At 60.9% G+C, this 18,491-nt stretch carries 21 protein-coding genes; 11 read left to right on the forward strand and 10 right to left on the reverse strand.

The features are described from left to right. Positions 1–159: 159 nt before the first annotated feature. A complete protein-coding gene (locus AC1DNW_RS18165; RefSeq protein WP_113309885.1) occupies positions 160–828 on the reverse strand; it encodes a GntR family transcriptional regulator in 669 nt (222 codons plus the stop codon). A gap of 160 nt (positions 829–988) precedes the next feature. Between AC1DNW_RS18165 and AC1DNW_RS18170 the strand changes: the two genes are divergently transcribed. Together AC1DNW_RS18170 and AC1DNW_RS18175 are read left to right on the forward strand one after the other, a co-directional pair. After that, on the forward strand, positions 989–1,678 hold the full coding sequence (locus AC1DNW_RS18170) for an HAD-IA family hydrolase (protein WP_113297176.1): 690 nt from the start codon (positions 989–991) through the stop codon (positions 1,676–1,678). 141 nt (positions 1,679–1,819) lie between these two features. Next, positions 1,820–2,362 carry a hypothetical protein gene (locus tag AC1DNW_RS18175; RefSeq protein WP_113309884.1) on the forward strand — a complete coding sequence of 181 codons (543 nt, stop codon included), beginning with the start codon at positions 1,820–1,822 and terminating at the stop codon, positions 2,360–2,362. Between the two features lie 6 nt (positions 2,363–2,368). On the opposite strand, the gene AC1DNW_RS18180 is transcribed toward AC1DNW_RS18175, so the two are convergent. Further along, entirely contained in the window at positions 2,369–3,058 is a 690-nt protein-coding gene (locus AC1DNW_RS18180; protein WP_477833601.1) for a hypothetical protein, read from the reverse strand. A 271-nt stretch (positions 3,059–3,329) separates the two neighbouring features. Between AC1DNW_RS18180 and thrC the strand changes: the two genes are divergently transcribed. The 6 genes from thrC to AC1DNW_RS18210 all read left to right on the forward strand — a co-directional run bounded on the left by thrC (position 3,330) and on the right by AC1DNW_RS18210 (position 10,583). Next, positions 3,330–4,730, forward strand: coding sequence for a threonine synthase (gene thrC, locus AC1DNW_RS18185; RefSeq protein WP_477853957.1), 1,401 nt, complete (start codon positions 3,330–3,332; stop codon positions 4,728–4,730). A 27-nt stretch (positions 4,731–4,757) separates the two neighbouring features. Beyond that, positions 4,758–6,056: a M16 family metallopeptidase gene (locus AC1DNW_RS18190; protein WP_113297180.1), complete on the forward strand. Its 1,299-nt coding sequence runs from the start codon at positions 4,758–4,760 to the stop codon at positions 6,054–6,056. Positions 6,057–6,086: 30 nt separating this feature from the next. Further along, complete coding sequence (locus AC1DNW_RS18195; RefSeq protein ID WP_113309882.1) at positions 6,087–6,701, forward strand: GNAT family N-acetyltransferase; 615 nt, start codon at positions 6,087–6,089, stop codon at positions 6,699–6,701. Beyond that, positions 6,698–9,610 (forward strand): sensor domain-containing phosphodiesterase, encoded by a 2,913-nt coding sequence (locus AC1DNW_RS18200; protein ID WP_113309881.1) that lies wholly within the window; start codon positions 6,698–6,700, stop codon positions 9,608–9,610. The genes AC1DNW_RS18195 and AC1DNW_RS18200 overlap by 4 nt, the downstream gene beginning before the upstream one ends. A 135-nt stretch (positions 9,611–9,745) precedes the next feature. Next, positions 9,746–10,171 (forward strand): hypothetical protein, encoded by a 426-nt coding sequence (locus tag AC1DNW_RS18205; protein WP_113297183.1) that lies wholly within the window; start codon positions 9,746–9,748, stop codon positions 10,169–10,171. Between the two features lie 103 nt (positions 10,172–10,274). Then, positions 10,275–10,583 carry a Dabb family protein gene (locus AC1DNW_RS18210; protein WP_477853960.1) on the forward strand — a complete coding sequence of 103 codons (309 nt, stop codon included), beginning with the start codon at positions 10,275–10,277 and terminating at the stop codon, positions 10,581–10,583. 66 nt (positions 10,584–10,649) lie between these two features. Here the strand turns inward: AC1DNW_RS18210 and AC1DNW_RS18215 are convergent, their stop codons facing one another. The 6 genes from AC1DNW_RS18215 to AC1DNW_RS18240 all read right to left on the reverse strand — a co-directional run bounded on the left by AC1DNW_RS18215 (position 10,650) and on the right by AC1DNW_RS18240 (position 14,870). Beyond that, positions 10,650–11,549, reverse strand: a complete 900-nt coding sequence (locus tag AC1DNW_RS18215) for a metal ABC transporter substrate-binding protein (RefSeq protein ID WP_477853962.1) — start codon at positions 11,547–11,549, stop codon at positions 10,650–10,652. Positions 11,550–11,564: 15 nt separating this feature from the next. Further along, positions 11,565–12,437, reverse strand: coding sequence for a metal ABC transporter permease (locus tag AC1DNW_RS18220; RefSeq protein ID WP_113309879.1), 873 nt, complete (start codon positions 12,435–12,437; stop codon positions 11,565–11,567). After that, positions 12,434–13,174 carry an ABC transporter ATP-binding protein gene (locus AC1DNW_RS18225; protein WP_113309878.1) on the reverse strand — a complete coding sequence of 247 codons (741 nt, stop codon included), beginning with the start codon at positions 13,172–13,174 and terminating at the stop codon, positions 12,434–12,436. Before AC1DNW_RS18225 ends, AC1DNW_RS18220 begins: the two co-directional genes overlap by 4 nt. Beyond that, entirely contained in the window at positions 13,171–13,299 is a 129-nt protein-coding gene (locus tag AC1DNW_RS18230; RefSeq protein WP_477853965.1) for a hypothetical protein, read from the reverse strand. Before AC1DNW_RS18230 ends, AC1DNW_RS18225 begins: the two co-directional genes overlap by 4 nt. 176 nt (positions 13,300–13,475) lie before the next feature. Beyond that, positions 13,476–13,961, reverse strand: a complete 486-nt coding sequence (locus tag AC1DNW_RS18235; protein ID WP_113309877.1) for a peroxiredoxin — start codon at positions 13,959–13,961, stop codon at positions 13,476–13,478. 69 nt (positions 13,962–14,030) lie between these two features. After that, positions 14,031–14,870, reverse strand: coding sequence for a protein-disulfide reductase DsbD domain-containing protein (locus AC1DNW_RS18240; protein ID WP_113309876.1), 840 nt, complete (start codon positions 14,868–14,870; stop codon positions 14,031–14,033). A gap of 141 nt (positions 14,871–15,011) precedes the next feature. Here AC1DNW_RS18240 and AC1DNW_RS18245 point away from each other — a divergent pair, with 141 nt between their 5' ends. The 3 genes from AC1DNW_RS18245 to AC1DNW_RS18255 all read left to right on the forward strand — a co-directional run bounded on the left by AC1DNW_RS18245 (position 15,012) and on the right by AC1DNW_RS18255 (position 17,060). Continuing rightward, on the forward strand, positions 15,012–15,617 hold the full coding sequence (locus AC1DNW_RS18245) for a YqgE/AlgH family protein (RefSeq protein WP_477853966.1): 606 nt from the start codon (positions 15,012–15,014) through the stop codon (positions 15,615–15,617). An 89-nt stretch (positions 15,618–15,706) separates the two neighbouring features. Continuing rightward, the gene (locus AC1DNW_RS18250) at positions 15,707–15,898 is read left to right on the forward strand and encodes a CsbD family protein (RefSeq protein WP_113297191.1); all 192 of its coding nucleotides are present in this window, start codon (positions 15,707–15,709) and stop codon (positions 15,896–15,898) included. Between the two features lie 85 nt (positions 15,899–15,983). After that, positions 15,984–17,060 (forward strand): putative zinc-binding metallopeptidase, encoded by a 1,077-nt coding sequence (locus tag AC1DNW_RS18255; RefSeq protein ID WP_113309874.1) that lies wholly within the window; start codon positions 15,984–15,986, stop codon positions 17,058–17,060. Here the strand turns inward: AC1DNW_RS18255 and rnhA are convergent, their stop codons facing one another. Both rnhA and AC1DNW_RS18265 read right to left on the reverse strand, forming a co-directional pair. After that, positions 17,061–17,513, reverse strand: a complete 453-nt coding sequence (gene rnhA, locus AC1DNW_RS18260) for a ribonuclease HI (RefSeq protein WP_113297193.1) — start codon at positions 17,511–17,513, stop codon at positions 17,061–17,063. Continuing rightward, positions 17,510–18,475: a homoserine kinase gene (locus tag AC1DNW_RS18265; RefSeq protein ID WP_113297194.1), complete on the reverse strand. Its 966-nt coding sequence runs from the start codon at positions 18,473–18,475 to the stop codon at positions 17,510–17,512. The genes rnhA and AC1DNW_RS18265 overlap by 4 nt, the downstream gene beginning before the upstream one ends. Between the last annotated feature and the right edge of the window lie 16 nt (positions 18,476–18,491).

Raw genomic sequence — 18,491 nt, forward strand, 5'->3', positions numbered from 1 at the left:
TGATTCTCATCTATTTGATGGCGGAGATTTTTGCGCGACGCAAGAGAGGATGCATGGAATTTKAATGCAATCGGATTATAAGCAACATAAATACACGCCGAAATTCCTGAAAATCAGGACATTTCACGCCTTCTGAAATTATCTATAATTTCTTGAAATTCAGCCGACTATGGCAAAAGCTTCCCGCTCACCGGCCTTTTGGGCGGGCTGCGGAGCACGTCCGATCCACTGCACATGCTTCTGGAGAATGGCAGCGGCCTCCTCCGCCTTGCCCTGGCGAAGTGCCGCAAGAATGGCGCGGTGGTCATGATCGGTGCGTTTTTCCCAGCCCGAACGCCAGGCGGAGAAGAGGAAGCGGGCGCTTGCCGCATGCAGGTCGTCGATCGCGGCGAGCAGGCGCGGCATGGCGCAAGGGGTGAGGATGAGGCGATGGAAGCGGCGGTTCGCCTCTTCCCAGGCATGGACATCGGCGGCGGCATCGCCCTCGCGTGTCGCCTCTTCCGCGGCATCGAGGATGGCGGGCGTCAGATGGCGGACGGCATGCTTCAGGGCGAGCACTTCGAGGGCAGCGCGCATTTCCGCCACTTCGCGTACCTCTGCGAGATCGAAGGAGGCGACGCGCACGCCACGGCGCGGCTCACTGATCGCCAGCCCTTGCGCTTCGAGCCGGCGAAACGCCTCGCGCACCGGCACATGGCTGGTCTCGAATTCCTCGGCAATATGGTCCTGCCGGAGACGGGCGCCGGGCGCGAGTTCACCATGCACGATGCGCTCTGCAAGCACGCGGGCAATACGCGCGGCGATGGTGTCTTCGGGTTCCCTGCTCATTGTCATCAAGTAACGAGCCCTGCAGGGCTTGTCGAGGTGGCACGAAAGCCATTCCCCGCAAAGCTGCCCGCACCGCGCATTCCAGCCATGCCCCGCTACCGGTTGAGCTTTCGGCGGCCATCGTGTAAAGCCGCCTTATCCCCGAATAAGGTATGAGTATATGGACGGCTTCGACCTCATCATCTTCGACTGCGACGGCGTTCTGGTCGATTCCGAAATCATTGCAGCGGATGTTGAATCCAAGCTGCTGACGGAAGCAGGCTATCCGATCAGCGTCGAGGAAATGAACGAGCGCTTTGCAGGTCTCACCTGGCAAGACATCCTCTTCCAGATCGAACGGGAAGCCAGCATTCCGATCTCGGCATCCTTGCTCGACAAGTCGCAAAAGCTTCTGGACATCCGGCTTGAGCAGGAAGTCCAGGCCATTCCCGGCGTCGAATTCGCCGTCAGCCGCTTGTCGATGCAGCGCTGCATCTGCTCGAACTCCTCAAGCCAGCGGCTCGACATGATGCTGGGCAAGGTCGGCCTGAAGAAGCTCTTTGCGCCGAACATCTTCTCCGCCAAGGATCTCGGCCCCGACCGCGCCAAGCCGAAGCCGGATATCTTCCTGCACGGCGCAAGCCAGATGGGCGTTTCGCCTTCCAAGACAGTCGTCGTCGAAGATTCCACCCACGGCGTTCATGCAGCCCGTGCTGCCGGCATGCGGGTCATCGGCTTTACCGGCGGCTCGCACACCTACCCCTCGCATGCCGACAAGCTGACGGATGCGGGCGCAGAGACTGTCATCTCGCGCATGAACGATTTGCCGGGTGTCGTCGCGGCTCTGGCGGAATGGGAAGGCGTGCTTTAAACGCCTGCAGGGCCTGCGGGCGCTATTTTGTTATGCAACTCTAGAGTTCATGTTATGGTCCCGGTGGATTTTCCGATCCACCGGCTCCGAGGCTGATCGACGCTTTCCGCCGGCTCACCAGTTTAGACGGAGGAGGACGTCATGCCCATCATGGGACAAGGCTGGGAATTGTTCATCAACCGGCAGAGCGAGCAAAACCGCCACGGCAGAACCCGCACAATCGGAACTTACCAGATCCACCACAATGGCAATGCCCGCGATGGCCTCTCCGGAACCTCAGTGGAAACGAAGGGACCGGGTGACAACAGAGTGCGGGGCAACGGCAGGCGAATTGAAGCAGGCCGCTATCCGCTTGCGACGCAAGCAGGCTCCCACTACCTCACGATCGGCTACCTCGTTTCAAACGACCCCGATCAAACGCCGAAGCCGGGCCTCGAACTGCTGAATACCGGAAACCGCACGGAAATCCTGGTGCATCCGGGCCATGGATTTCTGGCGAGTGTCGGCTGTATCAACCTGACGGCCCGGCTTGCAAGCGGCAATACCGACATAAATTTCGTCGACAGTCGTGAAAGGGTGATCGACGCGATCAACGACCTCAAGAATTTCCTCGGCAACGACTTCCCGCATTTTAACGGACAGCCGATCGCGAATGCGTGGGTGGTGATCGACGGAGAGCCCTGAGAGCCGTCAGCTGCTCTTCTTCTTCGCGCCCTTGCCGCCATTCTTGGCCGGCTGATTGTCGAAGCCGACGTTGACGCGGACGAGTGCCCCGGAGCCGACCGGCATCTTGACGCCTTCATGACGGAAGATGACCTGCGTGGCAGATGAGCCCGACGGAATCTCGGTCGGGAAATTGATGACTTCCGATGACAGCACGTCCTGACCGTCCAATACCGAGATGCGGATCGGCAGGGTCACCGGACCCGGCGTACCGCCTGGACCGGCGACGAGGCGAAGCTGGGCCACGACGGTCATGGAAAGCGCTGTGTCGTTCAGCGTGCACTGGCGCGTATAATCACCGAAGGAGGCCTGGAAGACCACCTGTTGCGCGTCGCCTGTCTTTGCTCCCTTCGCATAGGTGCGGAAGATCGCATCCTGATCGCGCAGGAAAATCTGTGGGCATGCGCCCTGCACAACGGGTGCGACCGCGCCCTGTGCGGTAACGCCGGTGCCGATCGGAGCCTGGTTCGACGACGGATTGGTCGGGGCTACGGGCATGATCTGGGCATTGCCGTTCGGCTGTAGCGGAGCGGGGCCGCTGCTGGCAGCAGCAGCTTCAGGTTTGCTGTCGCCACCGAGACCAAGCGAATTGCAGCTGGCAAGAGCAGCAAGGAGCGATGCGGAAACGACGAAACGAGAGACCTTGCCGAGCACGATATTCCATCCCTTGCGAACGCTTTTTTCTAGGTTCCTGTAGGTTCTTGCGACTTTTGCGCAAGGCCTTTCATGACAGTTGGCGATGGTCTATATCAGCGGCGCAAAGAAAAATCGATTGGGTAAGCACCGTTTTGATGCACTTTTCGGCGCCGGATGCGGGCAAGTTCAATGAGATACCTGCGATGGTGCCCCGGCGTGCCGGCAGGTTCCAGGTTTTCGGTGAAGGCAGCATCTCGTTTGCGCACCGAATTTCTCCAGCCATAGATCAAGGATGACGAACGTGGACTATATCTCGACCCGCGGCGAGGCCCCTTCCCTCGGCTTTTGCGACGCCCTTTTGGCAGGGCTGGCGCGCGACGGCGGGCTCTACGTTCCCCGCAAATGGCCGAGCTTTTCCAAAAAGGAAATCCGGGCGCTGCGCGGCAAGAGCTATCAGGAGATCGCCTTCACCATCCTATCGCCCTTCACCAATGGCGAAATTCCCGACGAAACCTTCCGGGCGATGATCGACGAGGCCTACGGTACTTTCCGTCATCCGGCGATCGCGCCGCTGGTGCAGACCGGCCCGAACAGTTTCGTCATGGAGCTCTTCCACGGCACGACGCTCGCCTTCAAGGACGTGGCGATGCAGCTTCTCGCCCGCCTGATGGATTATGCGCTGGAGAAGCGCGGCGAGCGGGCGACGATTGTCGGCGCCACCTCGGGCGATACGGGTGGCGCTGCGATCGACGCCTTTGCCGGCCGTGACCGCACCGACATCTTCATCCTCTTCCCCCATGGCAAGGTCTCGCCGGTACAACAGCGGCAGATGACGACGTCGACGGCCGGCAACGTGTACGCGCTCGCCGTCGAAGGCAATTTCGACGATTGCCAGAACCTCGTCAAAGCCATGTTCAACGACGCGGCCTTCCGCGACAAGGTGAAGCTTTCGGGTGTCAACTCGATCAACTGGGCGCGCATCATGGCGCAGATCGTCTATTACTTCACGACGGCGGTGGCACTGGGCGGACCGGACCGGAAGATCTCCTTCACCGTACCGACAGGCAATTTCGGCGACATCTTCGCCGGCTACTGTGCAAAGCGTATGGGGCTGCCGATCGACAAGCTCGTCATTGCCACCAACGAGAACGATATCCTGGCGCGGACGCTGAAGACCGGCCGTTACGACATGAAGGCGGTGAAGGCGACGACCTCTCCATCAATGGATATCCAGATATCCTCCAACTTCGAGCGACTGCTGTTCGAAGCCTATGACCGCGACGCCTCCAAGGTGCGCGCCGCCATGGAAAGCCTCAAGCAATCCAGTGGGTTCGAGATTTCGCCCGAAGCGCTGAAGTTCATCAGGAAGGATTTCCGCGCCGKCCGCGCGAGCGAACGCCAGGTGGCTGAAACGATCCGCAAGACCTATGCGGACACCGGCTATCTGCTCGATCCGCATTCGGCTATCGGCGTCTTCGTGGCCGCCAAGCGGGAAAAGGCTGATACCCCGATGGTGACGCTTGCGACCGCCCACCCGGCGAAATTCCCGGCGGCCGTAAAATCCGCCTCCGGTATTGACCCGGCGCTTCCGACGTGGCTTGCTGATCTGATGCACAGGGAGGAGCGCTTCCAGATCATCGAGCCCGAGCTCAAAGCGGTTGAAACCTTTATCGGCAAGCATGCCCGCAGCTAGATGACGGCAGGCGCAGAAAGATAGCACATGACAGTTGAGTGCACCCGGCTCAAATCCGGGCTGACAGTAGTCACACAGACCATGCCGCACCTTGAAAGCGCTGCGCTCGGAGTCTGGATCAAATCAGGTTCGCGCAACGAGACGGAAGACGAGCACGGAATTGCCCACCTGCTCGAGCACATGGCCTTCAAAGGAACGGGGCGACGTTCCGCCCGTGAGATCGCCGAGGAAATCGAGGATGTCGGCGGCGAAGTGAACGCCGCAACCTCCACCGAGACGACGTCCTATTATGCTCGCGTATTGAAGGACCACGTGCCGCTCGCCGTCGATATCCTTGCGGATATCCTGACGGAATCCGCCTTCGAGGAAGAAGAGCTGGAGCGCGAAAAGCAGGTTATCCTGCAGGAGATCAACGCGGCCAACGACACGCCCGACGACGTCGTCTTCGACCGCTTCTCCGAGGTGGCCTATCGCGGTCAGACCCTCGGCCGGCCGATCCTCGGCACGCCGGAAACCGTCGTTTCCTTCACGCCGCAACAGATCCGCTCTTATCTCGGCCGCAATTACACGACCGACCGGATGTTCGTGGTGGCGGCGGGCGCCGTCCAGCATGACGAATTCGTCCGCATGGTCGAAGACCGCTTCGCCAGTCTGCCGACCCAGCCCAATGCTCCGCCGGTCATGGAGGCTGCACGCTATATCGGCGGCAATGTGCGCGAGCCGCGCGATCTCATGGATGCGCAGATCCTGCTCGGCTTCGAGGGCAAGGCCTACCATGCCCGCGATTTCTATTGCTCGCAGATCCTCGCCAATATCCTTGGCGGCGGCATGTCCTCCCGCCTGTTCCAGGAAGTGCGCGAGTTCCGCGGCCTCTGTTATTCGGTCTATGCCTTCCATTGGGGCTTTTCCGATACCGGCATCTTCGGCATCCATGCCGCGACCGGCGGCGAAAACCTGCCGGAGCTGGTGCCCGTCATCATCGATGAGCTGCACAAGTCGGCCGACAGCATCGACCAGAAGGAAATCGAGCGAGCCCGTGCGCAGATCCGCGCGCAGCTTCTCATGGGCCAGGAAAGTCCTGCGGCGCGGGCCGGCCAGGTCGCCCGGCAGATGATGCTCTACGGCCGTCCGATCTCCAATCCGGAGATGATGGAACGCCTGGAAGGCATCACCATCGAGCGCCTGACCGATCTTGCCGGTCGCCTCTTCTACGATACCGTCCCGACGCTTTCGGCGATCGGCCCGCTTGAGCAGCTTGCCCCGATGGAAGACATCACCGCCTCGCTTTCGGTTCCGGCACCGAAGACGAAGCTCGCAAGCCGCTGACCGCCACATCCGTTGCGCCGGGGGTTATCGATGCCAAAATCGGTTTTTCGGTTCCTTTCGCGACAGCCCGAAGCGGTCGAACTTGAAAACGATAAATATGTCCTGCGCCTGCCGCGCTACCAGGATTTCAATCAGTGGCACCGGCTTCGCGCCGACAGCCGCCGCTTTCTGGAACCCTGGGAGCCGACATGGCGGCGCGACGAGCTGACCGAAGGCTCTTTTCGCGCCCGGGTGATCCGCGGCAAGCAGGAATATGCCTCGGGACAGGCGATCCCGCTCTTCATCTTCCAGAAGAAGGACATGGCGCTCGTCGGCGGCATCACCATCGGCTATATCCGCCGGGGTGCCGCCCAGAGCTGCATGATCGGCTATTGGATGGGCGAGCGTTATGCCGGCCAGGGCCATATGTTCGCCGCACTTCAACTGGTTATTCCCTATATCTTCGCAGGGCTTGAGTTGCACCGTATCGAAGCAGCCTGTATTCCAGAGAATGCACGGAGCATTCGCCTGCTTGAGAAAGCCGGGTTCCAGCGGGAAGGCTACCTGCGCGGATATTTGAAGATCAACGGTCAGTGGCATGATCACGTGATGTTTTCACGTCTGGCCACCGACGCGGATACAGGCAGGAAACCCAACAGCCGATGAACAAAGACCGCATGCTGCCGACGTCACCGTCCGGACGAATGATCGCGGTGATCGCAGCCCTTCTCCTGTCGGTACTCGCCCTTGCGGCGGGAACCGTGCAGGCGGCCGAACCGGTCAAGATTTCCCGCGACGACACTGCGCTGGACCTGACTGCTACCACCGAAATCTACGCCAATCAGGGCGAAGCTTTCCAGGTTTCGACCGCGGCCGGTGCCGATGGCATCCGCCGGCGCATCGAGGTGCGCTCGAGTTCGGAAAACCATCAGGGCGACTGGGCGGTCTTTGCGCTCGCCAACGTCTCGGAAGAGCAGCTTGAGCGCGTCATCGTCGCGCCGCACTTCCGCCTCGTCAATTCCAAGCTGTTCTGGCCCGACCTCGGTTCGCAACGTATCATCGCGATCACGCCGAGCGAAGGTTTCGCGCTCGACCGCCAGCAGAGCGACGAGGCTGACGTCTTCCGTATCACTCTGAACCCAGGCGCCGTCATCACCTTTGTTGCCGAGCTCGCGACGCCCGATCTGCCGCAGATCTATCTGTGGGAGCCGGACGCCTACAAGGATACGATCAACGCCTTCACGCTCTATCGCGGCATCGTTCTCGGCATTGCCGGCCTGCTCGCCGTCTTCCTGACGATCCTCTTCGTCGTCAAGGGTACCTCGATGCTGCCGGCGACCGCGGCTCTCGCATGGGCGGTGCTCGGTTATATCTGTGTCGACTTCGGCTTTCTCGGAAAGCTGATCAGTGTCGCCTCGGCGGATCAACGAATATGGCGCGCCTGTGCGGAGGTGGCGCTCGCCTCCAGTTTCGTGATCTTCCTGTTCACCTATCTCAATCTCAACCGATGGCATGTGCATCTCGGCTATGCGACGCTTGCCTGGGTGCTGGGTCTCGCCCTGCTGTTCGGCGTTGCGATCTATGATCCATCGATTGCAGCCGGCATCGCACGACTCTCCTTCGCGCTGACGGCGGCGACCGGCCTGCTGCTCATCATCTATCTTGGCTTCAACCGCTATGACCGCGCCATCCTGCTCGTGCCGGCTTGGGCGCTGACGCTCGTCTGGCTTTTCGGCGCGTGGCTGACGGTGACCGGTCGGCTCGACAACGACATCATCCAGCCGGCGCTCGGCGGCGGTCTCGTGCTTATCGTGCTCCTGATCGGCTTTACCGTCATGCAGCACGCCTTTGCTGGCGGCGCATTCCAGCAGGGACTGTTCTCCGATCTGGAGCGCCAGTCGCTGGCGCTGACGGGTTCTGGCGACATGGTMTGGGATTGGGACGTGGCGCGCGACCGCGTGGTGACCATTCCCGACGTTTCCGTGAAGCTCGGACTATCGGCGGGCATGATGCATGGGGCGGCGCGGAACTGGCTGCCGCGGCTGCACCCCGATGATCGCGACCGCTTCCGCGCCACACTGGACGTGCTGCTCGAGCATCGACGCGGGCGGCTGAACCACGAGTTCCGCATCCGCGCCGAAGATGGCCATTTCCACTGGCTGTTGATCCGCGCGCGGCCGGTCCTCGGCTCGAATGGCGAGATCATTCGCTGCGTCGGCACGATCGTCGACGTGACCGAGCAGAAGAATTCCGTCGAGCGGCTGCTGCAAGATGCGTTGCACGACAACCTGACGGGCCTGCCGAACCGGCAGGTCTTCCTCGACCGCCTGCAGTCGGTGCTGACATTGGCGCCGGGCGGCGAAACGCTGCGCCCGACCGTCATGGTGATCGACATCGACCGCTACAAGCTGGTCAACGATTCCCTCGGTGTCGCCGCCGGTGACAATATCCTGATCGCACTCACCCGCCGCCTGCGTCGACTGCTGAAACCGCAGGATACGCTGGCACGCCTTTCCGGCGATCAGTTCGGCCTCATTCTCGTTTCCGAGCACGATCCGGCCAAGGTCGCGGATTTCGCCGATGCGATGAGCAAGGCGATCATGGTGCCGATCAACTTCTCCAACCGGGAGATCATCCTGACGGCCTCCATCGGCCTCACCTCCTGGGTGGACCAGCAGGAGAGCGCGTCGGGCTTGCTCAGTGACGCCGAGCTTGCCATGTACCGCGCCAAACGCGCCGGCGGCAACCGCGTGGAGCCGTTCCAGCCGGCCTTCCGCGATTTCGGCACCGACCGCCTGCAGCTCGAATCGGACCTTCGCCGCGCCATCGAGCGCAAGGAGCTTTCGATGGTCTACCAGCCGATCGCACGGCTGGAGGATGTCGAGATCGCCGGCTTCGAGGCGCTGATGCGCTGGGAACATCCCAAGCGCGGCAATATCCCGCCGTCTGAATTCATTCCGATCGCCGAGGCGTCCGACATCATCGGCGCGCTCGGCATCTTCGCGCTGGAACAGGCGACCAACGACCTGATGGCCTGGCAGAACCAGACCGGCGAACTGCCGATCTTCGTCTCTATCAATCTGTCCAGCGTGCAGCTTCTCAACAACGAACTCTACGACGACGTCCGCTCGGTGCTGGCGAAGACCCAATTTGATCCTTCGCAGCTGAAGCTCGAGCTGACGGAATCCATGGTGATGGAGAATCCGGAACAGGCGCGCCTCGTGCTGCAGAAGCTGAAGGAAGCAGGCCTCGGCCTGGCGCTCGACGACTTCGGCACCGGCCATTCCTCTCTCGCCTACCTTACACGCTTCCCCTTCGACACGATCAAGCTCGACAAGGCGCTGGTGCGCGACAACAGCGACAAGAAGGCGACCATCTTGAAATCGGTGATTTCCATGGCGCGCGAGCTGGACATGAAGGTCGTCGCGGAGGGCATCGAGTCCAACGAGGATGCGATCGAACTGGCCAAGATGGGCTGCAGCTACGGTCAGAGCTATCTCTTCGGCCCGCCGATGCCGTCGGAATCGGTGCTGCGGCTCTTGAGGGAACGGTTTCCGTTAACGAAGCGCGCCTGATCCCGAAGCTTGTTTCATCGGTTTTTTCCGGGGGATTGGCACCTCTCCGCTCGATACTGCTTTCCCTGCTTGCGGCGGCCATTGACCATTGGCCGCCGATATGCGCCTCTGCCTTAGCGCAACAAGGAAAATCCGATGCTGAAGCTTCTGCTCGCCCTCTCGATGGGCGCCTTTTGCGTCTCTCCGGTCTACGCCGCCGAAATTCATCCGCCCTCGCTGAGCTGCCTGGCGACAGCGGCGCCGGCGCGCTGTGAAACCCTGAAAAAGAACTTTCAGGCGGCCTATGCCCTGGCTCATAAGGGAGATCATGGCGCGCAGGTMACCGTGGCCTTCTGCCTCTCTACCGGTTGTCGCGGCGCTGTGATCGTCGACAAAGTGGCCGCTTGCAGCTGGCATATCGTCATCGCCAATTCCGGGGCAGCGACAGTGATTGACGGCTCGAATCTCAAGGATACCTGCCGCCCGATGACGGAAGAGCAGAAAAGCACTGCACGCGCCTTGTCCAACGATCTCGTCCGCAAGATCTATAACCGTCAGGTGGTCGCAGCGGACCAGATGTAGGCGGGGTGGCTTTTGCCAGATCCAGCGACTGCGGGCGCGAAATATCGTTGCCCTCGCCGCTTTCGTCGTTATTCTGCCCGCAAACAAAACCGGGAGCTACCCTATGATCCTGCACTGCGTATTCATGCGGCTGAAGAGCGCTTTTACACCGGATGACAAGCAGGCGCTGTTCGAAGCCATCGTGGCGCTGAAGCAGGTGATTCCGGGAATTCTTGACATTAAACACGGGCCGAATGTTTCACCCGAGGGGCTGCATGGCGGTTTCGTCGACGGTTTTGCGGTGACCTTCGAAAGCCCGGAGGCCCGGGATACCTATCTCGTGCATCCAGAGCATGTGGCCGTCGGCGAGCGCATCGTCTMGTCGACGGACGGAGGCCTGGCCGGCCTCCTGGTTTTCGATCTCGTTATCTGACGAAGCAATTCCAGGAAAAGTGTGTAGCGGTTTTTCCGTCCGGAATTGCGTCATTCCCGACGCAGCTCAGCTCGACTTCGCCATGGCGGTGGAGAGCCGGTCGACATTGTAGCGGAACATCTTTTCGTAGGTCGGCGCCGGGCCTTTGGCGTCCGACAGCGATTCGACGTAAAGCTCCCCGCCCGGCTCGGCACCGGTCGCGGTAGCAACCTGCTTGACGAGCCGCGGATCGTTGGAGTTTTCGAAGAAATAGGTCTTCACGTGTTCCTGCTTGATCTGTTCGATCAGCTTGGCAACGTCGGCCGCCGATGCTTCGCTTTCGGTCGACAGGCCGAGGGGTGCCAGGAAGCTGACATTATATTCCCGGCCGAAATAGCCGAAGGCATCGTGGCTGGTCAGCACCTTGCGGCTGTTCTCGGCGATCTTGTCGAACTTGGAATGTGCATAGGCATCCAGTTCGTCGAGCTTCTTCGTGTACTTTTCAGCATTCGCCTTGAAGGCTGCCGCATCGACCGGATCGGCAGCGGAAAGTGCGTTCTCGATATTGGCGACCCAGACCTTCACATTGACAGGGCTGTTCCAGACATGCGGATCGGTGACGGTCTTTCCATCCTCTTCCATCGTGCGGGTGTCAATGCCCTCTGACACCGTGACCGGATTTCCCTTGTAGCCGGAGGCGGTGATCAGGCGGTCCATCCAGCCTTCCAGCCCCTCGCCGCTGACGAAGGTGACTTTAGCGGCATTCAGCGCCTTGGCATCGGCCGGCGACGGCTCGAATTCATGGGGATCGCCGTTCGGTCCGACGAGGCTCGTGACCTTGACGTGATCGCCGCCGACCTGGCGGACGACATCGGCAAGCACGGTGAAGGAGGCAACGACCTTCAGCGTTTCGGCGGAAGCCGGCACGGCCGAAAGCGTCATCAGCATGGGCAAGGMCGCGGAAAGAAGCAGTCTGCGAGATATCATTGGTGTCTCCTGTGATCAGCCCTTCAGATGCGGGCGGGGGAAGAAACGCCGGGCAAGGCCCGACGGCGCGAAGAAGATGGAGAGGACGTAAAGCAGGGCTGCCGTCATGATGATCGTCGGGCCGGAGGCAAGTTCGAGGTGATATGACGCGACGAGGCCGAGGTAGCCGGAGGCTGCGGCACTCACCGTCGCTGTCGTCATCATGGCCGGCAGGCTGCGGGACCAGAGCTGGGCGATCGCCGCCGGCAGCATCATCAGGCCGACGGCCATTAATGTGCCGAGCGCCTGGAAGCTCGCAACAAGGTTTAACACCACCAACAGCAGGAAAAGAAAATGATAGACCGGCCCGCGCCCGCCGACGGCGCGCAGGAAGCCCGGATCGAAGCATTCCGCGACCAGCGGGCGGTAGATGATCGCAAGCGCCAGCAATGTGACCGACGTGATGGCACCAATCTGTGTCAGCGCCGGCGCGTCAATGGCAAGGATCGTGCCGAAAAGCACGTGCAGCAGATCGATGTTCGAACCGCGCAGCGAGACGATAAGGACACCCAGGGCCAGTGACGCCAGATAGAAGCTTGCGAAACTCGCATCCTCCTGCAGCACGGTCATGCGGCTGACGACGCCTGACAGCAGCGCAACCGAGAGACCCGCCACGAGACCACCAATGCCCATTGCGGTCAGCGACAGCGAGCCGGCAACGAGATAGCCGACCGCAGCACCGGGCAGCACGGCATGGCTCATGGCATCTCCCATCAGGCTCATCCGGCGAAGCATCAGGAAAACACCGATGGGGCCGGAACCGAGACCAAGGCACAGGCAAGCGACGAGCGCGCGGCGCATGAAGCCATAGTCGGCGAATGGGGCGAAGAAGATATCGTAAGCCGTCATGCCGCCGGCTCGCAGGCTTCGGCATCCTCGTCCCAGCGTTCGGCCATGGCGCGGGCCTGCAGAAGATTGGCAGAGGACATGACTTCCTGCGTCGGGCCCCAACCGATCAGCCGGCGGGCAAGCAGCAAGGTTTCCGGGAAATGCGCCCTCACCTGCTCCAAATCATGGAGCACGGCGATTACCGTCCGGCCGTCGCCATGCCAGCGGACCACGATGTCGAGCAGGTCCCTTGTCGTGCGGGCGTCGATGGCGGTGAACGGTTCGTCGAGCAGGATGATGCGGGCATCCTGCAGCAGCAGGCGCGCAAAGAGAACGCGCTGGAACTGGCCGGCCGAAAGCGAGCCGATATGACGCTTCCCGAAGCCTTCCAGCCCGACGGTGGTGAGTGCCTCGCGGGCACGTAGCGTGTCCTGCCTTGCAATGCGGCCAAAGGCGCCCGCCGAGCGCCAGGCTCCGAGCGATACGGTATCCAGAACCGAGATCGGGAAACGCCTGTTGATCTCCGCTGCCTGCGGTAGATAGCCGAAATCGCTGCGTTGCAGCCGGTGCTCCACCCGCCCCTCGGCAGGGCGCAGTTCCCCCATGATCGCCTTCAGCAGCGTGGATTTTCCCGCGCCATTCGGTCCGGCGATTGCCGTCAGGCTGCCGGGCACGAACGTGCCGGAGAGATGATGAACGGCGGCATGACGGTCATAGGAGACGGTGAGGTTGTCGAGGCGGATGTCAGGCGCGTTCATGGCAGGAGAACCGCCCAGTGAATGGCGAGCCAAAGCAGGGCGACGACAGCAATCGCGCCGCTTGCACGCAAAAGTGCCGATTGCCCGAGAAGACTGATGGCGAGACGTTCAGGGGCGGACGACATGATCATTCCTTTTATGTAATAACATTACCGTTATGTTATAACAAATATGGCGAGAATGAGGCAAGCGATTCGATCAATGCCGCGGCCTGCGGTCGAGGGACCAGATACCGATCGTTTGACCAAAACAAAAAAGGGCGCCCGAAGGCGCCCCAGCATTCGATCTGCGGAAATGGACCTCAGAGCTGTTCGAGCATTGCGGCCGCGCCGGAAACCGTTGCCTGACCGGGCGTTTCCTCGACGTTGAGCGACTTTACGACGCCATTCTCAACCAGCATGGAATAACGCTTGGAGCGAACGCCGAGGCCGCCGCCGGAAAGATCGGCGTCGAGACCGACTGCCTTGGTGAAACCGGCATCCCAGTCGGCGAGGAAATGGATCTTGCCGAGACCACCCGACGACTGCGCCCAGGCGCCCATCACATGCCAGTCGTTGACAGCAAGGACGGCGATGTCGTCAACGCCCTTGGCGAGGATGGCATCGCGGTTTTCCAGATAGCCCGGCAGGTGGTTCAGCGAACAGGTGGGCGTGAAGGCGCCCGGAACGGCGAAGAGCACGACGCGCTTGCCGGCAAAAAGCTGCTCGGTCGTGGTTTCGACCGGGCCGTCGGTAATCTTTTCCTTGAAGGTGGCGGCAGGGAGCTTGTCGCCGATCGCGATGGTCATGGATTTTCTCCTCGGTTCTGGCTGGTCGCGGCACGGCCGCGGGGGATCGAGAGGGACTATAAGATGCGGTCAATCAAAGGCAAGCGTGCTTTCCATGGCGCGTGCGCCGTCGATGATAAGCACCCGCCATTGCTTGCCGCTGGTGTCATAGTTCTTCGGCAGCTTGCCGATGGCGATGTCGGTGGAATAGGCCTTGCCGCTGCGCGCAACATTCATCTGCTTGGTGAACGCATAACCGCTCGGTCCGGTAACGACGATGTCGGGCGTGCCGCTTCCCGCCTCCGGCAAAGTGATCTTCAGGGAGAGCTGCTTCAGGTCGGGCGACATAATGTGTGCTACGACCTCGAAATCGGCAGACGGCGCTTCGGGAAGGCGGGCAGCGGCGCTCTGAAGGATCATTTCCTCCTGTGGGCGCGACTGGGCGGCAGCACCGAATTTCAATGAAAGCTGCGCCTGGAAAGGAATGCAGATATCCTTGCAGATGCCGATGAAGGCGGTGGCGTCGAGAACGACCAGACCTGCCTTCGAAGCCGTCAGCGACAAAGGCAGGGTCACCGGCGCCTCATAGCCGATATCCTCGGCCTTGCTGCTGGAGATATATTTCGGAGCGGGATAGGAAATGGCGTCAAGAGTGACGCCGCTTTGCGGTGCGATGGTGACCTGCGGCGGGATGCCGTTGTTGCCCGGTTCACGCCAATAGGTGATCCAGCCGGGCTTCGGCTCGATCTGCAGGCCTGCCTTTATATGGCCGTCAGCGTCCGGCGGCAGCGCCACGAGACGCATGCGGCCACCTTCGTTCTCCGCCCAGTCGCTCATTTCCGCATGCGCCTGACGCAACAATGGAAGCACGGACGCCGCCGAAATGACTGCAATCAACAGGGGCCGCGCGAGCAAAGAAATAACTCTCATGGAACAAGGGTTTATCGAAACTTGCCAATAGCCGCCAGAAGTCCTGCCCATTTAAATCTTCATTTTCAGTTGATTGATTTGTGACATTGCCCCATGTTTCTCTTGTCGGAGCCTTTGTGCGGTCTGGCGGCAGGAGGAACCATGTCCCTAGCAACGCTGAAGAACAGACGGGAACGCGGATTTTTCGACKGTCAGTTCCTGATCGCCATGCCCGGCATGGAGGATCGTAACTTCGCGCGCGCAGTGATCTATATCTGCGCCCACTCGGATGCAGGGGCCATGGGCTTCGTCATCAATCGCCCGCAAAGCCTGACCTTCACCGATGTTCTGCTGCATCTCGATATGATCAAGCAGGAAGATTCCATCGTGCTGCCGAAAGATGCGCGTGAGTTTCCGATCCAAACCGGTGGGCCGGTCGAAAGCGGTCGCGGTTTCGTGCTGCATTCCGACGATTATATCAGCGACTCTTCCATCCCCGTTAGTGACGATATCTGCCTGACGGCGACGCTTGATATCGTGCGCGCCATCTCCAAGGGCGGCGGCCCGAAGCGGGCTACCATGCTGCTCGGCTATTCCTCCTGGGGTGCGGGCCAGCTCGAAAACGAGGTGGCCTCCAATGGCTGGCTCAATTGCGCGGCCAATGAGGAGCTGATCTTCGATCGCTGCCTCGATGACAAGTATGAGCGGGCGCTTGCCAGCATGGGCGTGACGCCGGCCATGCTTTCGGCCGAAGCCGGCCACGCCTGACCGCATCATTCCGGAACGAAATTCGGTCACTCGCGTTTTCTGTCGGCAAGCGCGGACACTCCGTCCGTGATCCGAAAGGAGACACACACATGGGTAGCACTGGCGACAAGATTTCCGGCAAGGTCAATGAGATGGCCGGCAAGGCAAAGAAGACTGCCGGCAAGGCCACCGGCGACCGCGAAATGCAGGCTAAGGGCAATGTGCAGGAAGCCAAGGGTAAGGCCCAGGTCGCGAGCGGCAAGGTCAAGGACAAGCTGAAGGGCGCTGTCGACCGGCTGTGACGCCTCGTTTCATCCGCACATGCAATGCCTGTCGCACCCATGTGCGGCGGGCATTTTCCGTCATACCCGCCTGTAGGAGGCTGCCATGAGGTTGTTTGCCTGCGACAATTGCGATCAGGTCATCCATTTCGACAACAGGCAGTGCGTGCGCTGCAACCATCGCCTCGGCTTCTTTGCGGGCGATCTTTCCATGCATGCGCTGGAATCGCGCGACGAGGCGAACTGGCAGCTCGTCTCCGAGCCGAACCGGCTCGTACAGTTCTGCGCCAATGCGGGCCTCGACATCTGCAACTGGCTGGTCGATGACAACAATGATTTCTGCATTGCCTGCCGCCATAACCGGCTGGTGCCGAATACCGACACGCAAGATGGTATCGACCGCTGGCGCCGTATCAGCCTGGCGCAGCGCCACCTGTTCTACTCGCTACTGCGCTGGAACCTGCCGCATCCGGACCGGCAGGACGACCCGCAAGGCGGCCTCGTTTTCGATTTTCTTGAAGACACCGTGCAGAATGACGGCAATGTCGTACCGGCCATGACCGGCCATGAGGACGGGCTGATCGCGATCCGTGCAGCCGAAGCAGACGACGTGACCCGCGAGCTGGCGCGCACGGCAATGGATGAGCCCTATCGCACCCTGCTCGGCCATTTCCGCCATGAGACCGGGCACTTCATCTGGAACAAGCTGGTGCACGACCGCGATGGCTTCGACGAATTCCGCGCCGTCTTCGGCGACGAGCGACGGGACTATGGGACGGCGTTGCAGGACCGCTATGCCAACGGACCCGTTGCCGGCTGGCAGGACAGCTTCATCAGCGCCTACGCCTCCGTCCACCCCTGGGAGGATTTCGCAGAATGCTTCGCACATTACCTGCACATCGTCGATACGCTGGAAACGGCGCGCAGCTTTGGCATCGCGATCGATCCGCGCGGGCATGAAGAGATTGCTGGTGAGGTGGATTTCAATCCCTATCGCGCCCAGAGCGCCGAACAGCTCGTCGGCGCCTGGGTGCCGCTCAGCCTTGCGATCAATGCGATCCAGCGCAGCATGGGGCAGCCGGATTCCTATCCCTTCGTGCTGTCACCGCCTGTCGTGACGAAGCTCGAATATATGCACCGGCTGATACAGAATGCTGCGGCAGACCAGCGGCAGGCGGCCTGATCAGCTTGCCTTCTTGCTCTTCTTGAAGGGCTCCATTCCCTTGCGGGCGAGTTCGTCGGCGCGTTCGTTCTCAGGATGGCCGGCATGGCCCTTGACCCAATGGAGCGTAACCTTATGCCGGTTGCGCGCCTCTTCCAACGCCTGCCAGAGTTCGGCATTCTTCACCGGCTTGTTATCCGATGTCCTCCAGCCGTTCTTCTTCCAGCCGAAAATCCACTTGGAAATTCCGTCCTTTACATAGGCGCTGTCGGTATAGAGATCGATTTCGCAGGGCTCCTTCAGAGCAGTCAGCGCGGAAATAGCGGCCAGGAGTTCCATGCGGTTGTTGGTGGTTTCCGCCTCGCCGCCGCAGAGTTCCTTTTCCACGTCGCCATAGCGCAGGACCGCCCCCCAACCGCCGGGCCCGGGATTGCCGGAGCACGCGCCATCCGTGAAGATATCAATATGCTTCATAGGCTCAGTCCATATTCGGCGGGCGAGGAAATCTGGCGGTGGAAGCGCAGCTTGCGCAGATATTCCAAAGGATCCTTTTTGGTCACCATCGCGCCTTCCGGCGTCATCAGCCAGTCGTAGAGACGGGTGAGGAAGAAGCGTAGCGCCGAGCCGCGGGAAAGCACCGGCAGAGCTTTGATCTCTGCATCGCTCATTGGACGCACGCTCTGGTACCCTTCCAGCATCTGCGTGCCCTTGGTGATGTTGTAGGCGCCGTCCTTTTCGAAGCACCAGGCGTTGAGGCAGATCGAAACGTCATAGGCGAGCAGATCATTGCAGGCGAAGTAGAAATCGATGAGCCCCGAAAGCTCGTCACCCAGGAAGAAGACGTTATCGGGGAAAAGATCGGCGTGGATGACGCCATCAGGCAAATCCTTCGGCCAATAGGCGCGCAGGAAATTGAGATCGCTGCGGATCTCGTTCTGCAGGCCGGGCTCGACCTCGTCGGCGCGGGCCTCGGACTTGTCCCAGAGCGTCTGCCAGCCTTCGAGCGACAAGGCGTTCGGCCGCGTCAGCGAAAAACCTTCGCCGGCGACATGCATTTGCGCCAGCGCCTTGCCGACTTCGCGGCAATGTTTGGCTTCTGGCTTTCTGAGCCACATGCCTTCCAGGAAGGAGATGAGTGCGGCGGGACGGCCCGACAGCGTGCCCAGCAGCGCGCCATCCTTGCGCGGGAGCGGCAGCGGGCAGGACAGGCCGCGGGCGGACAGATGCTGCATCAGGCCGAGAAAGAACGGCAGATCGCCCTTCTCCACCCGTTTCTCGTAAAGCGTCAGGATGAGCGGCGCTTTTGAGGTATGCATCAGAAAGTTGGAATTCTCGACGCCTTCGGCGATGCCCTTGTAGGAGAGCAACGTGCCGGCATCATATTCGGTGAGAAACCATTTCAGATCGTCTTCGGCGATATCGGTATAAACTGCCAAGGTAGATATCTCACTG

The organism is Rhizobium sp. 05L429, assembly GCF_056397645.1.